Source organism: Quadrisphaera setariae, from assembly GCF_008041935.1.
Classification (GTDB): Bacteria; Actinomycetota; Actinomycetes; order Actinomycetales; family Quadrisphaeraceae; genus Quadrisphaera; species Quadrisphaera setariae.
Genome location: NZ_VKAC01000002.1, coordinates 259714 through 274796 on the forward strand (window position 1 = coordinate 259714; position 15083 = coordinate 274796).

At 72.9% G+C, this 15083-nt stretch carries 14 protein-coding genes and 1 tRNA gene; 7 read left to right on the forward strand and 8 right to left on the reverse strand.

The features are described from left to right. Positions 1 to 85: 85 nt before the first annotated feature. Together FMM08_RS04460 and FMM08_RS04465 are read right to left on the reverse strand one after the other, a co-directional pair. The gene (locus tag FMM08_RS04460) at positions 86 to 862 is read right to left on the reverse strand and encodes a helix-turn-helix domain-containing protein (RefSeq protein WP_222710397.1); all 777 of its coding nucleotides are present in this window, start codon (positions 860 to 862) and stop codon (positions 86 to 88) included. Between the two features lie 44 nt (positions 863 to 906). Further along, positions 907 to 990, reverse strand: a tRNA-Leu gene (locus FMM08_RS04465). 55 nt (positions 991 to 1045) lie between these two features. Between FMM08_RS04465 and FMM08_RS04470 the strand changes: the two genes are divergently transcribed. Both FMM08_RS04470 and FMM08_RS04475 read left to right on the forward strand, forming a co-directional pair. Further along, positions 1046 to 1657, forward strand: a complete 612-nt coding sequence (locus tag FMM08_RS04470; RefSeq protein ID WP_222710398.1) for an ANTAR domain-containing response regulator — start codon at positions 1046 to 1048, stop codon at positions 1655 to 1657. Between the two features lie 216 nt (positions 1658 to 1873). Next, positions 1874 to 3181 carry an ABC transporter substrate-binding protein gene (locus tag FMM08_RS04475; protein ID WP_147925135.1) on the forward strand — a complete coding sequence of 436 codons (1308 nt, stop codon included), beginning with the start codon at positions 1874 to 1876 and terminating at the stop codon, positions 3179 to 3181. 306 nt (positions 3182 to 3487) lie between these two features. On the opposite strand, the gene FMM08_RS04480 is transcribed toward FMM08_RS04475, so the two are convergent. From FMM08_RS04480 to FMM08_RS04495, 4 genes are read right to left on the reverse strand one after another with little or no spacing between them, the layout of a single operon-like run. Continuing rightward, positions 3488 to 4267, reverse strand: a complete 780-nt coding sequence (locus tag FMM08_RS04480) for an ABC transporter ATP-binding protein (protein ID WP_147925136.1) — start codon at positions 4265 to 4267, stop codon at positions 3488 to 3490. Beyond that, positions 4264 to 5244 carry an ABC transporter ATP-binding protein gene (locus FMM08_RS04485; RefSeq protein WP_147925137.1) on the reverse strand — a complete coding sequence of 327 codons (981 nt, stop codon included), beginning with the start codon at positions 5242 to 5244 and terminating at the stop codon, positions 4264 to 4266. Before FMM08_RS04485 ends, FMM08_RS04480 begins: the two co-directional genes overlap by 4 nt. Further along, positions 5234 to 6223, reverse strand: coding sequence for a branched-chain amino acid ABC transporter permease (locus FMM08_RS04490; protein ID WP_147925138.1), 990 nt, complete (start codon positions 6221 to 6223; stop codon positions 5234 to 5236). The genes FMM08_RS04485 and FMM08_RS04490 overlap by 11 nt, the downstream gene beginning before the upstream one ends. A 9-nt stretch (positions 6224 to 6232) precedes the next feature. Then, positions 6233 to 7579: a branched-chain amino acid ABC transporter permease gene (locus tag FMM08_RS04495; protein ID WP_222710399.1), complete on the reverse strand. Its 1347-nt coding sequence runs from the start codon at positions 7577 to 7579 to the stop codon at positions 6233 to 6235. A gap of 283 nt (positions 7580 to 7862) precedes the next feature. On the opposite strand from FMM08_RS04495, the gene FMM08_RS04500 reads away from it, so the two are divergent. Further along, complete coding sequence (locus FMM08_RS04500) at positions 7863 to 8498, forward strand: GNAT family N-acetyltransferase (protein ID WP_222710400.1); 636 nt, start codon at positions 7863 to 7865, stop codon at positions 8496 to 8498. Between the two features lie 27 nt (positions 8499 to 8525). Here FMM08_RS04500 and FMM08_RS04505 read toward each other — a convergent pair whose 3' ends face one another. Beyond that, a complete protein-coding gene (locus tag FMM08_RS04505) occupies positions 8526 to 8969 on the reverse strand; it encodes a hotdog fold thioesterase (protein ID WP_255472039.1) in 444 nt (147 codons plus the stop codon). A gap of 19 nt (positions 8970 to 8988) precedes the next feature. Between FMM08_RS04505 and polA the strand changes: the two genes are divergently transcribed. The 3 genes from polA (at position 8989) to FMM08_RS22845 (ending at position 12560) form a co-directional block, all read left to right on the forward strand. Further along, positions 8989 to 11745 carry a DNA polymerase I gene (polA, locus tag FMM08_RS04510; RefSeq protein WP_255472040.1) on the forward strand — a complete coding sequence of 919 codons (2757 nt, stop codon included), beginning with the start codon at positions 8989 to 8991 and terminating at the stop codon, positions 11743 to 11745. A gap of 96 nt (positions 11746 to 11841) precedes the next feature. Next, positions 11842 to 12399, forward strand: coding sequence for a hypothetical protein (locus FMM08_RS04515; protein WP_147925140.1), 558 nt, complete (start codon positions 11842 to 11844; stop codon positions 12397 to 12399). After that, on the forward strand, positions 12396 to 12560 hold the full coding sequence (locus FMM08_RS22845) for a hypothetical protein (RefSeq protein ID WP_187279539.1): 165 nt from the start codon (positions 12396 to 12398) through the stop codon (positions 12558 to 12560). Before FMM08_RS04515 ends, FMM08_RS22845 begins: the two co-directional genes overlap by 4 nt. Here FMM08_RS22845 and FMM08_RS04520 read toward each other — a convergent pair. Beyond that, positions 12550 to 13368, reverse strand: coding sequence for a class I SAM-dependent methyltransferase (locus tag FMM08_RS04520; RefSeq protein WP_147925141.1), 819 nt, complete (start codon positions 13366 to 13368; stop codon positions 12550 to 12552). The genes FMM08_RS22845 and FMM08_RS04520 overlap by 11 nt on opposite strands. A gap of 192 nt (positions 13369 to 13560) precedes the next feature. Here FMM08_RS04520 and rpsA point away from each other — a divergent pair, with 192 nt between their 5' ends. Continuing rightward, on the forward strand, positions 13561 to 15054 hold the full coding sequence (gene rpsA, locus FMM08_RS04525; RefSeq protein WP_147925142.1) for a 30S ribosomal protein S1: 1494 nt from the start codon (positions 13561 to 13563) through the stop codon (positions 15052 to 15054). Positions 15055 to 15083: the final 29 nt, after the last annotated feature.

Here is a 15083-nt window from a genome sequence, read left to right on the forward strand (position 1 = left end):
GGGCCGGGTCGGGCGCAGCTGCTGCGCCGGGCCCGGCCCCTCGCCGTCGTTCCGGGGCGCAGCTCATCGCGCGGCGGGGGAGCGGTCAGCTCTTGGGGCCGACGTGCTCGTCGAGGATCGCCACGGATGCCTTGCGCGCCACGGAGACCACGTCGCGCCGTGGGTGCGTGTGGGCGACGCCCAGCCGGTCGAGGGCGGCGCAGCAGATGCTGATGATGTCGGCAGGGGCGTTGCTGAAGAGGTAGCGCGGGTACCCCTCGTAGCGCTGCCCGTTGGCGCCGATCGCCCAGTTCTGCACGCGGCAGCCGTCGCTGTGGAACAGGCCGCGCAGCAGCCGCCCGGGGTGCTCGTCGACGATGTTCTGCTGCCACGGCTCCAGCACGACGGGGCGGTCGTGCTTGTGGCCCTCCCCGTGCTGGGGGAGCAAGCAGGGCCAGTGGTGCCACGAGGCGCTGATGGCGCTGCAGCCCTTGAGGCGGCGCCGCCAGACGCTCGTGCCCGGCTGCACCGCCTTGATGGACGCCTCGACCTCGTCGTTCAGCGCGGGGTACCGATCGTCGTTGTAGATGGACAGCAGCCGCGACGTACCGCGCGCGAGCGCGATGTGTCCGTCGCCGAGGTACCAGCCCAGGAGGTGGGCGTACGCGGCTCTGTCGAGCGTTCCGCTCTCGCAGCGCGGGCGAGGGGCCGATCCGGCGCGGCCCGGGGCGCTGGTCAGCCCCTCACGGCGGATGCGCCTCCGCCACCGCCGGATCGTGTTCACGCAGATGCCGAGCCGGAGCGCGACCTGCGCGTCGGTCAGGCCAGCCGCGCGGAGACGGGCTGCTTCCTGCAGGACGGGCCAAGGCGTGGGGGCGGGCACGTGGTGATCGAACACGCGGCCACTGACAGCGCCCGGGGGATGTGTGCCGGGTGCGGGACTCGAACCCGCACGCCCTTTCGGGCAGAGACTTTTGAGATCTCGGTGTCTGCCTGTTCCACCAACCCGGCGGTGAGGGCACGACCTTCGTCAGGACCCCACTCCACGACCACTAAAGTACCGGTCGTGAGCGAGCAGGGTACCCAGGCGGAGCCGGGCGCGGGGCCGCGTCGGCGCGTCGTCGTCGCGGAGGACGAGGCGATCATCCGCCTCGACGTCGTCGAGATCCTCCGTGAGGCGGGCTACGACGTGGTCGGAGAGGCCGGTGACGGCGAGAGCGCCGTCCGCCTCGTCGAGGAGCTGCAGCCCGACCTGGTGGTCATGGACGTGAAGATGCCCGTCCTGGACGGCATCAGCGCCGCCGAGCGCATCGGCAAGGCGCGTCTGGCGCCCGTCGTCCTCCTGACGGCGTTCTCCCAGCGCGAGCTGGTGGACCGCGCCCGTGACGCCGGCGCCATGGCCTACGTGGTCAAGCCCTTCACCTCCGCGGACCTGCTGCCCGCCGTCGAGATCGCCGTCTCCCGCTTCCAGGAGATCGCCGACCTCGAGGAGGAGGTCGCCGACCTCACCGAGCGCTTCGAGACCCGCAAGCGCGTCGAGCGGGCCAAGGGCCTGCTCATGACCCGCATGGGGCTCTCCGAGCCCGAGGCGTTCCGCTGGATCCAGAAGACCTCCATGGACCGCCGGCTGACGATGCGCGAGGTCGCCGACGCGGTGCTGAGCCAGGTCAGCAGCTGACCCGCGGCTGAGCTCCGGGTGACGGGCGGTCACCGGGGGTGCTGAGCAAGATTCACAGCACCTTCGGAGGCCGCCCGCACGCGCGTCCGAGGCGCGTCTAGGTCACGGATGCACAACAACCGAGGTCAGGACCTCCTCGGGCGGGCTCGCAGGCGCTTACGGTCGCCAGACCCGCGCGGCGCCGCACGTGAGCGCCGCACCCCCGAGAGGACCTCCATGATCCGATCCCTGCGCGGAGCCGGCGCCTTCGCCGTGCTCGGCGTCGCCTCCCTCACCCTGGCCGCGTGCGGCGGCGGCAGCAGCGACCCCGCTGCCACGTCCGCAGCGCCGGCCAGCTCCGACGCCTCCGCGAGCAGCACCGCGGGCACGGAGCAGGCCCCGGTCGAGCCCGGTGACGGCACGCTGACCATCGGCACGCTGCTCCCGCAGACCGGTTCCCTCGCCTTCCTCGGTCCGCCGGAGTTCGCCGGCGTGCAGCTGGCCCTCAACGACATCAACGCCGCCGGTGGCTACAACGGCAAGGACGTCGTCTACAACCAGACGGACTCCGGCGACACGACCACCAACATCGCCTCGCAGTCGGTCGACCGCCTGATCGCCGCGAAGACCGACGCCATCATCGGCGCCGCCTCCTCGGGCGTCTCCAAGACCGTCATCGACGCCATCACCGGCGCCGGCGTCATCCAGGTCAGCCCGGCCAACACCTCGCCGGACTTCACCGACTACCCCGACCGCGGCCTCTACTGGCGCACGGCGCCGTCCGACGTGCTCCAGGGCCGCGTCATGGGCGACCTGCTCCTGCAGGACAACCACCTCGACGTCGCGACCATCACGCTGGACGACCCGTACGGCTCCGGCCTGCAGTCGAACATCCAGAAGTCGCTCGAGGCCGGCGGCGGCAAGATCGTGGCGAACAAGGTGTTCAACCCCGACGCCGCGACCTTCGACTCGATCGCCTCCGAGGTGTCCGCCGCCAAGCCCGAGGCCGTCGTGGTCATCGGCTTCGAGCAGACCGTCCAGATCATCCAGGCGATGATCGCCCAGGGCATCGGCCCGGACAAGATGCCGATCTACTTCGTCGACGGCAACCTGGCCGACTACTCGACCGACTTCCCGGCCGGCACGCTGAAGGGCGTCAAGGGCACCCTGCCCGGCGCGAAGACCAGCGACGACTTCCGCCAGCGGCTGCTGCAGGTGGACCCGAAGCTGACCGACTTCAGCTACGCCCCCGAGTCCTACGACGCGACCGTGCTCGTGGCGCTGGCCGCGGCCGCCGCCAAGGACGACAGCGGCACCGCCGTCGCTTCCAAGATGCAGGAGGTCTCCGAGGGCGGCACCAAGTGCACCGCCTACAAGGAGTGCCTGGACCTGCTGAACGCCGGCACGGACATCGACTACGACGGCTTCTCCGGCCCGATCGACTTCAGCGCCAAGGGTGACCCCACCAAGGCGACGATCGGCATCTACCAGTACGGCGACGACAACAAGTACACCAACGTCGACTACATCACCGGCTCCCTGTGACCTGCAGGTAGCCGCTGGCAGCCGATGGGCTGCCCGGACCGCGCCGAGGGCGCCGCTCCCACCCGGGGGCGGCGCCCTCGCTGCGTGTGGCCGGGGGGCGAGGCCTGCGACCCCGCAGATCCGCGAGGCCCCCGGGGCGGGCCCCAGGGGCGCACGGGCGGGTCCCGGGTGGCAGAGGCTGTCCTCGGGGCGGCCCAGGGCGCGTCCGTCGTCGTCCTGAGCCCTCCACGGGCGGCCGGGAGCGGAGGACGACGACGAGGGGCGCCACCCGGCCGGGTGGCGCCCCTCGTCGTCGGTGCGGGCTGCTCAGTTCTTGGCGAGCGTGCCCAGGTAGAGCTCGATGACCTTCGGGTCGTTCGCGAGGTCGCGACCGGTGCCCGTGTAGGCGTTGCGACCCTGGTCCAGCACGTAGGCGCGGTCGCAGATCTGCAGGCACCGCGCGGCGTTCTGCTCGACCATGACCACGGACGTGCCGGTCTTGTTGATCTGGCGGGTGCGCAGGAACACCTCGTCCTGCATGGCGGGTGACAGGCCCGCGCTGGGCTCGTCGAGCAGCAGCACCGACGGGTCCATCATGAGGGCCCGGCCCATCGCCACCATCTGGCGCTCACCGCCGGACAGGGACCCGGCGCGCTGGGCCCGCCGGGTGCCGAGGGCGGGGAACAGCTCCGTGACCACGTCGAACCGCTCCTTGAAGCGGTTCGGCGCCTGGTAGCAGCCCATCTGGAGGTTCTCCTCGATGGTCAGCGACGGGAAGACGTTGTTGTTCTGCGGCACGAAGCCGACGCCCTGCCGCACGAGGCGGTCGGCGCGCAGCCCGGTGATCTCCTCGCCCTTGAGCCTCACGCTCCCGGAACGGATCTTCACCAGGCCGAACAGCGCCTTGAGGAAGGTGGACTTCCCGGCGCCGTTGGGGCCGATGATGCCGACCAGCTCACCCTCGTGGCAGTACAGGTCGGTGCCGTTGAGGATGTTCACCCCGGGGAAGTACCCGGCCACCAGCTCGTCGGAGCGCAGCACGGCCCCTTCGGCGGCGGCGACGTGCACCGACCGGTCCTGGATGGTCGTGGCCCCCGCGCCGCTCATGCTCGGCCGCCCTTCGCGTCGTCGTCGCTGTGCTCGGCGGCGATCTCCGCCTCGACCTCGGCCTCGACGGCCCTCTCCAGCGCCTCCGCGGCGGAGTCGTCGGCGAGGGAGACGTCGTGGTGGCCGCCGAGGTAGGCCTCGATGACGGCGGGATCGGCCATGACGGAGTCCGGCGGGCCCTCCGCGACGACCTTGCCCTGCGCCATGACGACCACCCAGTCGGCGATGTCGCGGACCATGTCCATGTCGTGCTCGACGAAGAGCACCGTCATGCCCTGCTCGCGCAGGTCCTTGACGTGGCCCAGCAGCGACTGCGTCAGCGCGGGGTTCACCCCGGCCATCGGCTCGTCGAGCATGACCACCTGCGGGTCGCTCATGAGCGCCCGGGCCATCTCGAGGAGCTTGCGCTGGCCGCCGGAGAGGCTGCCGGCGAAGTCGTCGGCCTTCGTGTCGAGCTTGAAGCGTCCGAGGAGCTCCATGGCGCGCTCGGTGTTGGCCTTCTCCTGGCTGCGCCAGGTGCCGGCGAACGCCGCGCGCAGCAGGCTCTCGCCCTTCTGGCCGGAGGCGCCCAGCAGCATGTTCTGCATCACCGTCAGGCGCGAGAGCGCCTTGGTGAGCTGGAACGTGCGGACCATGCCGCGCCGGGCCACCTTGTGGGCGGGCACCCGCGCCAGGTCCGTCCCGTCGAACGACCACTTCCCCTCGTCCGGCCTGTCGAAGCCGGTCAGCAGGTTGAAGAACGTGGTCTTGCCGGCGCCGTTGGGCCCGATCAGCGCGGTGATCGCACCGCGCTGGACCTCCACGTGGTCGACGGACACGGCGGCGAGGCCGCCGAAGCGGCGCACCACGCCGTCGGCGACGAGCACCGGGTCCGGCTTCTCAGCCCCGGGCACGCGGGGGACGTCGGCCAGCGCGCGCGTCGCGGCCTGCTTGCGAGTGCCCTCTGCCGCAGCAGGGGCGGTCGTGTCACCGGCCATCGAGAGCCAGCTCCCTCCGGTCGCCGAAGATGCCTTGCGGCCTGTAGATCATGAGCAGCATGAGCGCGAGCCCCACCAGCATGAACCGGACCTGGCCGACCTGCGTGGTCGACATGAGCCCGTCGGGGATCCAGCCCTCGGCGATGGCGCCGCGCAGGACGCCGTCGGTGAGGGACAGCACCACCCAGAAGATCGCCGCGCCGACCACGGGGCCGAGCACGCGGGCGGCGCCGCCGAGCAGCAGCACGGTGTAGGCGAAGAACGTGAAGGCGGTGGCGTAGTTGTCGGGCTGGACCGCCGCGCGACCCACCGAGAACACGAAGCCCGCCAGGGTGCCCACGAGGCCCCCCAGGACGAGCGCCTGCATCTTGTACGCGTAGACGTTCTTGCCGAGGGCGCGCACGGCGTCCTCGTCCTCGCGGATGCCCTTGAGCACGCGCCCCCACGGGCTGCGCATGAGCGCCCAGGTGACCAGCGCGACGAACGCGACCAGCAGCCAGCCGACGAGCAGGACCCACGTGGTCCGCTCGTTGTTCTGCCACGGGCCGAAGCCGTACGTGCCCTGGGGGAACGGGTTCATGGCGTAGAAGTCGTCGGCGAAGCCGGTGAGGCCGTTGGAGCCGCCGGTGTAGGCGCCCAGGCTGTTCGACCGCGCCAGCAGGCGCACCACCTCGGAGGCCGCGATGGTGGCGATGGCGAGGTAGTCGGCTCGCAGCCGCAGCGTGGGGACGCCGAGCAGCAGCGCGAAGACCACCGAGCCGAGGAGGCCGACGAGCACGCCCACCCAGAAGGGCAGCCCGGCGATGCTCACGATGCTGGCGATGCCGTAGGAGCCGATGGCCACGAACGCGGCCTGGCCGAAGTTCAGCAGGCCCGCGTAGCCGAACTGGATGTTCAGGCCGAGCGCCGCGAGGGCGTAGATGACGGTGTCGAGGCCGATCGCCGCGGCGAGGGCGTTGTTGAGGATGGAGATGTCCATGGTGGCCTCTCAGCCGATCCGCTGGGCGCGGCCGAGGATGCCCTGGGGCCGCACGAGCAGGATGAGGATCAGGATGACGAGCGCGCCCAGGTTCTGGAGCTCCGTCGGGATGACCAGCGTGGAGATCTCGACGAACAGCCCCACGATGAGCGACCCGAGCACGGCGCCGAACGCCGTGCCGAGACCGCCGAGGGTGACCGCCGCGAACACCAGCAGCAGGATCTGGAAACCCATCTGGAAGCTGATGCCCTGCTGCAGGCCCAGCACCACGCCGGACAGGCCCGCCAGGGCCGACCCGACGATCCACACGGTGCGGATGACCCTGTCCACGTCGATGCCGGAGGCCGAGGCGAGGGCCGGGTTGTCGGCCACCGCGCGGGTGGCCTTGCCCAGACGGGTCTTCACCAGCGCCAGGGCCACGACCACCAGGACGACGACGGACAGGCCCATCGTCCACAGGTCCAGCGGACGCAGCAGCACCCCGGGGAGCACCTGGACGCCCGCCTGGCCGGCGTAGCCCGGGAAGGTGCGCACGCCGCCGCCGAAGAGGTAGAGGTAGAAGTAGCGCAGGAACAGCGAGAGGCCGATCGACACGATCATCATGGCGATGAGCCCGGTGCCGCGGCGCCGCAGCGGCTGCCAGAGCACCCTGTCGTTGAGGTAGCCGAAGACCGCGCAGCTCACCAGCCCGAGGGCCGCGGCGAGGAGGAACGGCAGCCCGGCGACCGCCGTGTACAGGTAGGTGGTGAGCGCACCGAGGGTGATGAGCTCGGAGTGGGCGAAGTTGGTCAGGCCCGTCGTGCCGAAGATGAGCGACAGGCCGATGGCGCCCAGGGCGATGACCAGGCCGAAGCGCAGGCCCGTCGCGATGCGCTGCAGGACCTGGCTGCTGGAGGCGCCGCCGGCGGCCTCGTCGCTGCCGGGCTCGGACAGGCGGAACGCCACGGTGCGGCCCAGGCCCTCCTGCACGGTGGTGGCGATGGTGTCGCTGCGCGGCTCCAGGCCCTTGGCCGCCGAGGGCAGGGAGGCGACGTCGAGCTTGACCTGGTAGTCGCCGGGAGAGGGGGCAGCCAGCGCGGCGGTGCCGCGGTCGTCGGTCTCCGCGGTGGCGACCTGCTGGCCGCCCTGCAGCAGCTGCACCGTGGCGCCGGGCACGTCCTCACCGTCGCCGGTGCGGACCCTGACGTTGATGGACAGCCCGCTCGCCGCGGCGCCGTCACCCGCGCTGGCCGAGGGGTCGGCAGCGGACGGGCTCGCCGAGGGCGAGGCGGCAGCTGTGGCCGGTGCTGCGCCGGCGACGCCGACGACCAGGACGGCCAGCAGTGCTGCCGCGGCGAGCACGAGGCCCAGGAGCACCTGGGCTGCTCGTCGGGGTGTTCTCCGCACGGTGCGGACCTCCAAGGGGTGTGGCGCGGGTGGTGCACCGCACGTCGTCGTGGGGGCACACAGCCTGTCGTCAGGGGCGGGCGAGCATAACTTCCAGGTGGGCGTGCTGGCTGAGCCGTGACCTGGCTGTGATGCAGCAGTCTGCGGGGCTGGAGCCCCGGGCGCACGAGGGGCCCCGCACGGGTGCCCCCAACCAGGCCGCAGGGCTACTCTCCCGCGGGGGACCGGAGCGGTGCGCGAGCTGGAGGGTGCGGTGGCGAGCAGGACCTTCGCGGTGCGGCGAGCGGACCCCGCCGACCCGGTCGACCTCTCGCTGCTCCAGGAGGCGGTGGCGGCGGCCCCCGGAGCCGCACCGGTGCCCGCCCAGCGCGAGCCCCTCGCCGCCGCGGCCGAGGCCCCGGAGGGCTCGACCGCCTCGGCCGGGGCTGTCGCTGCGCTGCTGGCCCACCCCGACGTCGACGTCCTCCTGGCGCTGTCGGCCGACGGCGAGCGTCCCGAGGTGGTGGGTCTGGCGGTGCTGCGCCGCGGGCAGGTCGTGCTGCCCGCCCCCGCCGTCGTCGTCCACGTCGAGCAGCTGTGGGTCGACCCGGCCTGGCGCCGCCGCGGCGTCGGCCACCAGCTCGTGGCCGCGGCCGCCGCGTGCGCGGAGGCCGCGGGGGCCGACGAGGTCAGCGCGGCGGCCGCGTCCGGCCAGCGCGACGTGCAGCGCTTTCTGGCCCGCCTGGGCTTCGCCCGGCCGATGGTGGTCCGCTCGGCACCGCTGCCGGTGCTCCGCTCCCGGCTCGCCGCGGCGGGCCCGGCGGCCGGCGTGCGGCGCGACCGGCGTCGCGCCGCCCTCGACGAGCTGGTCGCCCGCCGCCGCCGGCAGCTGGACCGCGCGCCCGGCTGACCCGGGCCGGCGCGGGGCGGCAGCGGGTCAGCGCGGAGGGGCGTCCCTCAGCTGGCAGGTGATGCGGGACGTGCACACGCGCCGCCCCTGCTCGTCGGTGACGACGACCTCGTAGGTCGCGGTGGTCCGCCCCTGGTGCAGCGGCTCCGTCCGACCGGTGACCACGCCGGAGCGCACCGCGCGGTGGTGGGTGGCGTTGATGTCCACGCCCACCGCCACCCGCCCGGGGCCGGCGCCCAGCGCCGCCGCCACGGAGCCGAGGGTCTCGGCGAGCACCACCGAGGCGCCGCCGTGCAGGAGCCCGTACGGCTGGGTGTTGCCCTCCACCGGCATCGTGCCGGTGGGCCGGGAGGGGTCGCTCAGGTCCAGGCGGATGCCCATCCGCTCGATGAGCGTGCCCGCGGTGAGCAGGACGGCGTTGCCGGCGAGGTCCGCCGGGACGCCGGTCAGGGTGGTCGGGCTGTCGGTCACCCCGCCTAGGCTGGCAGACGTGACGACGACGAGCAGCGCCACCAGCGACGACGCCGTGCTGGACGGACCCCGCCCGCGCCTGCTGCTGGTCGACGGGCACTCCCTGGCCTACCGCGCGTTCTTCGCGCTGCCCGCGGAGAACTTCTCCACCTCCACCGGCCAGGTCACCAACGCCGTCTACGGCTTCACCTCCATGCTCATCAACCTCCTGCGCGACGAGGCGCCCACGCACGTCGGGGTGGCCTTCGACGTCTCCAAGCGCACCTTCCGCACCGAGGAGTACCCCGAGTACAAGGCGGGGCGGGCGTCCACCCCCACCGAGTTCCTCGGCCAGGTCGACCTCGTCAAGGAGGTCCTCGCGGCGCTGCGCATCCGCGTGGTGACCAAGGAGGGCTACGAGGCCGACGACGTCATCGCCACCCTCACGGGCGCCGCCCGTGCGCAGGGCGCCGAGGTGCTCGTGGTCACCGGAGACCGCGACGCGTTCCAGCTCGTCGACGACGCCACCACCGTCCTGTACCCCCGCAAGGGCGTCTCCGACCTCGCCCGCATGACCCCGGCGGCCGTCGAGGAGAAGTACGGGGTGCGCCCGGAGCGCTACGGGGACCTCGCCGCGCTCGTCGGCGAGAGCAGCGACAACCTCCCGGGCGTGCCCGGCGTCGGCCCCAAGACCGCCGCCAAGTGGCTCACCGCCCACGGCGACCTGGAGGGCCTCGTGGCGGGCGTCGGGTCCCTGACCGGGAAGGCGGGCCAGTCCCTGCGCGACCACCTCGACCAGGTGCTGCGCAACAAGCGCCTCAACGCCCCCGTGCGCGACCTGGAGCTTCCGGTCGTCGTCGACGACCTCGCCGTGCGCCCGTGGGACCGCGAGGAGGTGCACCGGGTCTTCGACGGCCTGGAGTTCCGCGTCCTGCGCGACCGGCTCTTCGCCACCCTGTCCGCCGACGAGCCCGAGGTGGACGGCGGCTTCGCCGTCAGCGCCGAGCGCCCCGCCGGTGAGGACGCCGCCGCCTGGCTCGCCGCCCACGCCGCTCCCGGCGGTCCCGCCTCCGGCGTGGCGGTGCTGGGCCGCTGGAGCGGCGGTGCCGGCGACGCGTGGGGCCTGGCCCTGGCGGGCGCCGACGGCGCCACCGCGTGGTTCGACCTGCGCGAGCTCTCGCCGGAGGCCGAGTCGGCGCTCGCGGCCTGGCTGGCCGACGAGAGCGCGCCGAAGGTCCTGCACGACGCCAAGACCGCCCTCCACGCCCTCGCCGAGCGGGGCACGCCCCTGGAGGGTCTGTCGGCCGACACGGCGCTGGCGGCCTACCTGTGCCAGCCGGACCAGCGCAGCTACGACCTGGCCGACCTCGCGGTGAGGTTCCTGCAGCGCGAGCTGCGCGTCGACGAGGGCTCCTCCGACCCCGGGGAGGAGCAGGGCGTGCTCGACCTCGACGGGGACGCCAGCGGCCCCGACGAGGGACAGCTCGCGTGCGTGCGCGCGGCCGCGACCCTGGAGCTGTCGCAGGTCCTCGCCCAGCAGGTCGAGCAGCGCGGGGGCACGGCCCTGCTGCGTGACCTCGAGCTCCCGCTGGTGCCTCTGCTGGCGCAGATGGAGGCCGACGGCATCGCGGTCGACACGACGGCGCTGGAGCGCCTCGAGGGCGAGTTCGCCGAGGTGGTCGCCGACGCCGCCGAGGAGGCCTACGCCGCCATCGGCGGCCAGAAGATCAACCTCGGGTCGCCGAAGCAGCTGCAGGTGGTGCTCTTCGAGCAGCTGGGCATGCCCAAGACCAAGCGCACCAAGACCGGGTACACCACCGACGCCGAGGCCCTGGCCGACCTCAACGTCCGCCAGCCCCACCCCTTCCTCGACCACCTGCTGCGCCACCGCGACGCCTCCCGGCTGCGCCAGACCGTGGAGGGGCTGCTGAAGTCCGTCGCCGCCGACGGGCGCATCCACACGACGTTCCAGCAGACCATCGCGGCCACGGGGCGCCTGTCGTCCACGGACCCGAACCTGCAGAACATCCCCATCCGCACCGCCGAGGGCCGTCGGATCCGGGAGGCGTTCGTCGTCGGCAGGGACGCCGAGGTGCTGCTCACAGCTGACTACAGCCAGATCGAGATGCGGATCATGGCGCACCTCTCGGGCGATGAGGGCCTCATCGAGGCGTTCCGCTCCGGGGAGGACCTGCACCGCTTCGTCGGCGCCCGCGTCTTCGGCGTGGAGCCGGCCGACGTCACCGGCGAGATGCGCGCCAAGATCAAGGCGATGTCCTACGGGCTGGCCTACGGCCTGTCGGCGTTCGGGCTGTCGCGCCAGCTGACCATCCCGGTCGACGAGGCCCGCGGCCTCATGGACGACTACTTCGCGCGCTTCGGCGGCGTGCGCGACTACCTGCGCGGCGTCGTGGAGGAGGCTCGCGCCACCGGGTTCACCGAGACCGTGCTCGGCCGCCGCCGCTACCTGCCCGACCTCACCAGCGACAACCGCCAGCGCCGCGAGATCGCGGAGCGGATGGCCCTCAACGCCCCCATCCAGGGCTCTGCCGCCGACGTCATCAAGCTGGCGATGCTCGGCGTGGAGCGCGCCCTGCGCAGCCAGGACCTGCGCTCGCGCCTGCTGCTGCAGGTGCACGACGAGCTCGTCGTCGACGTCGCCCCGGGGGAGCGGGAGGCCGTGGAGGCCCTGCTGCGCGAGGAGATGGGCACGCGGGTGCAGGAGCGCACCCGGCTGTCCGTTCCGCTGGACGTGTCGGTGGGCGTCGGGGCGTCGTGGCACGAGGCCGGTCACTGACGCCGAGGCGGTCCGCCGCCTGACGGGTGGCGGACCGACCGGGTGACGGCGTGCGGCGCCTGCTGCGCCGCCGGGCCGGTCTGCCGGTGGAGGGGCGTGGAGTCCCGCGCGCACGACGGTGCCGGCTCCGAGCCGCACGCCGGTCGTCCGGTGGTGGCGCGGTGGACCGGCGTCCTCGTCGACGACGCGCAGGAGCAGCGCTTCCGGGCCAGCGGCCAGCGGGTGCTGCGGCGCGACGTGCAGGTGGTCTGCGCAGCCGGGCTGGTCTACAACGCGTGGGCGGTGCTGGACCAGGTGCAGCAGGCCGGCGGGCTGTCCGCAGCGCTCGGTGGCCTGGTCACCAGCGCCGTCCTGCTCACCGCGGCCACCGCTGCGATCATCGCCGTACGGGCGAGCCGCACGTGGACGGCGGCGGCGAGCGTCCTCGTCGCAGGGGTGGTCCTCTGCACGGCGGTCACGGTGGTCAGCATCCTCACCGGTGCGCTCACCCCGCTCACCCCGCTCAACGCGGTGCTCATCGCGGTGATGACGGTGGTCGTCCTGCACCCGCACGCGCAGCTGCAGCTCGTCCTCACGGCGTGCGTCACGCTCGCCTGGACGGCAGCCAGCACCGGCGCCGTCGCCCTGGCGCCGCCCAGGCCGACGACCCGGTGAGCGCACTGACGCTGAGCGTCGGCGCTGGGACCGCGCAGCCGCACCCGCAGGAGGCGTGGACCGCGGCCTTCCACCACGTGGACCCGCTGCCGCCCCCGCCCGCCCGGGAGCCGGTCGTGGGCGCGGCGGTCCCGGAGTCCCCTCCGGCGGTCAGCGGCTGAGCCGCTCGCAGACGAAGACGGCGGTGCCGGGCAGGTGCTCGCCGCGCAGCGCGCTCCAGCCGCCCCAGGTGGGCTGCTCCGGGTGGCTCCACTCCGGCTCCACCAGGTCGAGCAGCCCGAAGCCGGCGGCGCGCAGCATGCGCACCCAGTCGCCGAGGGTGCGGTGGTGCTCGGCGTACAGGAGCGCGCCGTCGTCGTCCCGCTCCACGTAGGGAGTCCTGTCGAAGTAGGAGCGCTCCGCCACCAGGCCCCGGGGTCCGGGGTCGTCCGGGAACGCCCACCGCACGGGGTGGCTGACGGAGAAGGTCCACCGCCCGCCCGGCCGGAGCACCCGGTGCACCTCGGCGAGCACGCCGGCGGCGTCGGCGGTGAAGGGCAGAGCGCCGTAGGCCGAGAAGGCCACCGCGGCGCTGCCGCCGGCCAGCGGGATGGCCCCGGCGTCGGCCTGCAGGACCGGCACCGACGCGCCCGTGGCGGCGTCCAGGGCCCGGCTGCGGGCGAGCATGCCGGCGGACAGGTCCACCCCGACGGGCCGGGCGCCGTGGCGGGCCGCCCAGCGCGACCCCTGGCCCGCACCGCAGCCGACCTCGAGGACGACGGTGCCGGCGAGGTCGGCGGGGTCCCCGAGCAGGTGCGCCTCGTCCTCGGTGAGCCCCTCGGGGCCCCAGACGAGCACGTCGGTCCCCAGGGTGTCCCCGTGCTCCTCGAGGTAGGTGCGGGAGGCGCCGTCCCAGTGGCTCCGGCTGGCGCGCACGCTCTCGTCGCTGCCGGCGTGGCCGTAGCCCGCGCTGGAAAGGGATCCGCTCATTCCGGTAGTCTCTCCGCTGGGTGTGTCGTGCGCTGTCACAGGTCCCGCCGGGCGGGGTCGATGTCAGCAGCGCCGGCCGCTGCGGTGCAGAGGGTGTGCTTTCCGGTGCTACTCCCCGTGGTGGTCGCGCGAGCGTCGCTCCCGTCAACCGTCCACCACTCATTCCCTGTCCGCATCGGAGCCCACCCCTTCATGACCGCCACCCTCCCGACGTCGAGCGCTCCCCAGGTCGCCATCAACGACATCGGCACCGCCGAAGAGCTGCTCGCCGCGATCGACGAGACGATCAAGTACTTCAACGACGGGGACATCGTCTCCGGCACCATCGTCAAGGTCGACCGCGACGAGGTCCTCCTCGACATCGGCTACAAGACCGAGGGCGTCATCCCCTCGCGCGAGCTGTCCATCAAGCACGACGTCGACCCCAGCGAGGTCGTCGGCGTCGGTGACGAGGTCGAGGCCCTCGTCCTCCAGAAGGAGGACAAGGAAGGCCGCCTCATCCTGTCCAAGAAGCGGGCTCAGTACGAGCGCGCCTGGGGCACGATCGAGAAGCTGAAGGACGAGGACGGGGTCGTCACCGGCACCGTCATCGAGGTCGTCAAGGGCGGCCTCATCCTCGACATCGGCCTGCGCGGCTTCCTGCCGGCCTCCCTCGTCGAGATGCGCCGCGTGCGCGACCTGGCCCCCTACGTGGGCCAGCAGCTCGAGGCGAAGATCATCGAGCTCGACAAGAACCGCAACAACGTGGTCCTGTCGCGCCGCGCCTGGCTGGAGGAGACCCAGTCGGCCGTCCGCCAGAACTTCCTGCAGACCCTGCAGCGCGGTCAGGTCCGCCCGGGCGTCGTGTCCTCGATCGTCAACTTCGGCGCCTTCGTCGACCTCGGCGGCGTGGACGGCCTGGTGCACGTCTCGGAGCTGTCCTGGAAGCACATCGACCACCCCTCCGAGGTGGTCGAGGTCGGCCAGGAGGTCAAGGTCGAGGTCCTCGACGTCGACATGGACCGCGAGCGCGTCTCCCTGTCGCTGAAGGCGACCCAGGAGGACCCGTGGCAGCAGTTCGCCCGGACCCACGCGATCGGCCAGGTCGTGCCGGGCAAGGTCACCAAGCTCGTCCCGTTCGGTGCGTTCGTGCGCGTCGAGGAGGGCATCGAGGGCCTGGTGCACATCTCCGAGCTGGCCGAGCGCCACGTGGAGCTGCCGGAGCAGGTCGTCAACGTCGGTGACGACATCTTCGTCAAGGTCATCGACATCGACCTCGAGCGCCGCCGCATCTCCCTGTCGCTCAAGCAGGCGAACCAGGGCGTCGACACCGAGTCGGACGACTTCGACCCGTCGCTGTACGGCATGGCCGCGGAGTACGACGAGGCGGGGAACTACAAGTACCCCGAGGGCTTCGACCCCGAGACCAACGACTGGCTCGAGGGCTTCGAGCGCCAGCGCGAGGAGTGGGAGCGGCAGTACGCCGAGGCCCACGCCCGCTGGGAGGCGCACCGCAAGCAGGTCGCCGAGGCGCGCGAGCGCGACGCCGAGGCAGCGACCTCCGGCGAGTCGGCCGCGACGAGCTACTCCAGCTCGGCTCCGGCGGAGTCCACCAGCTCGAGCCGCTCCAGCGGCCCCGCGGCGGAGGGCACCCTGGCCTCCGACGAGGCGCTGGCCGCTCTGCGCGAGAAGCTCACCGGCGGCTGACCACCGCTGAGCGCTCGCTCACGCACGAC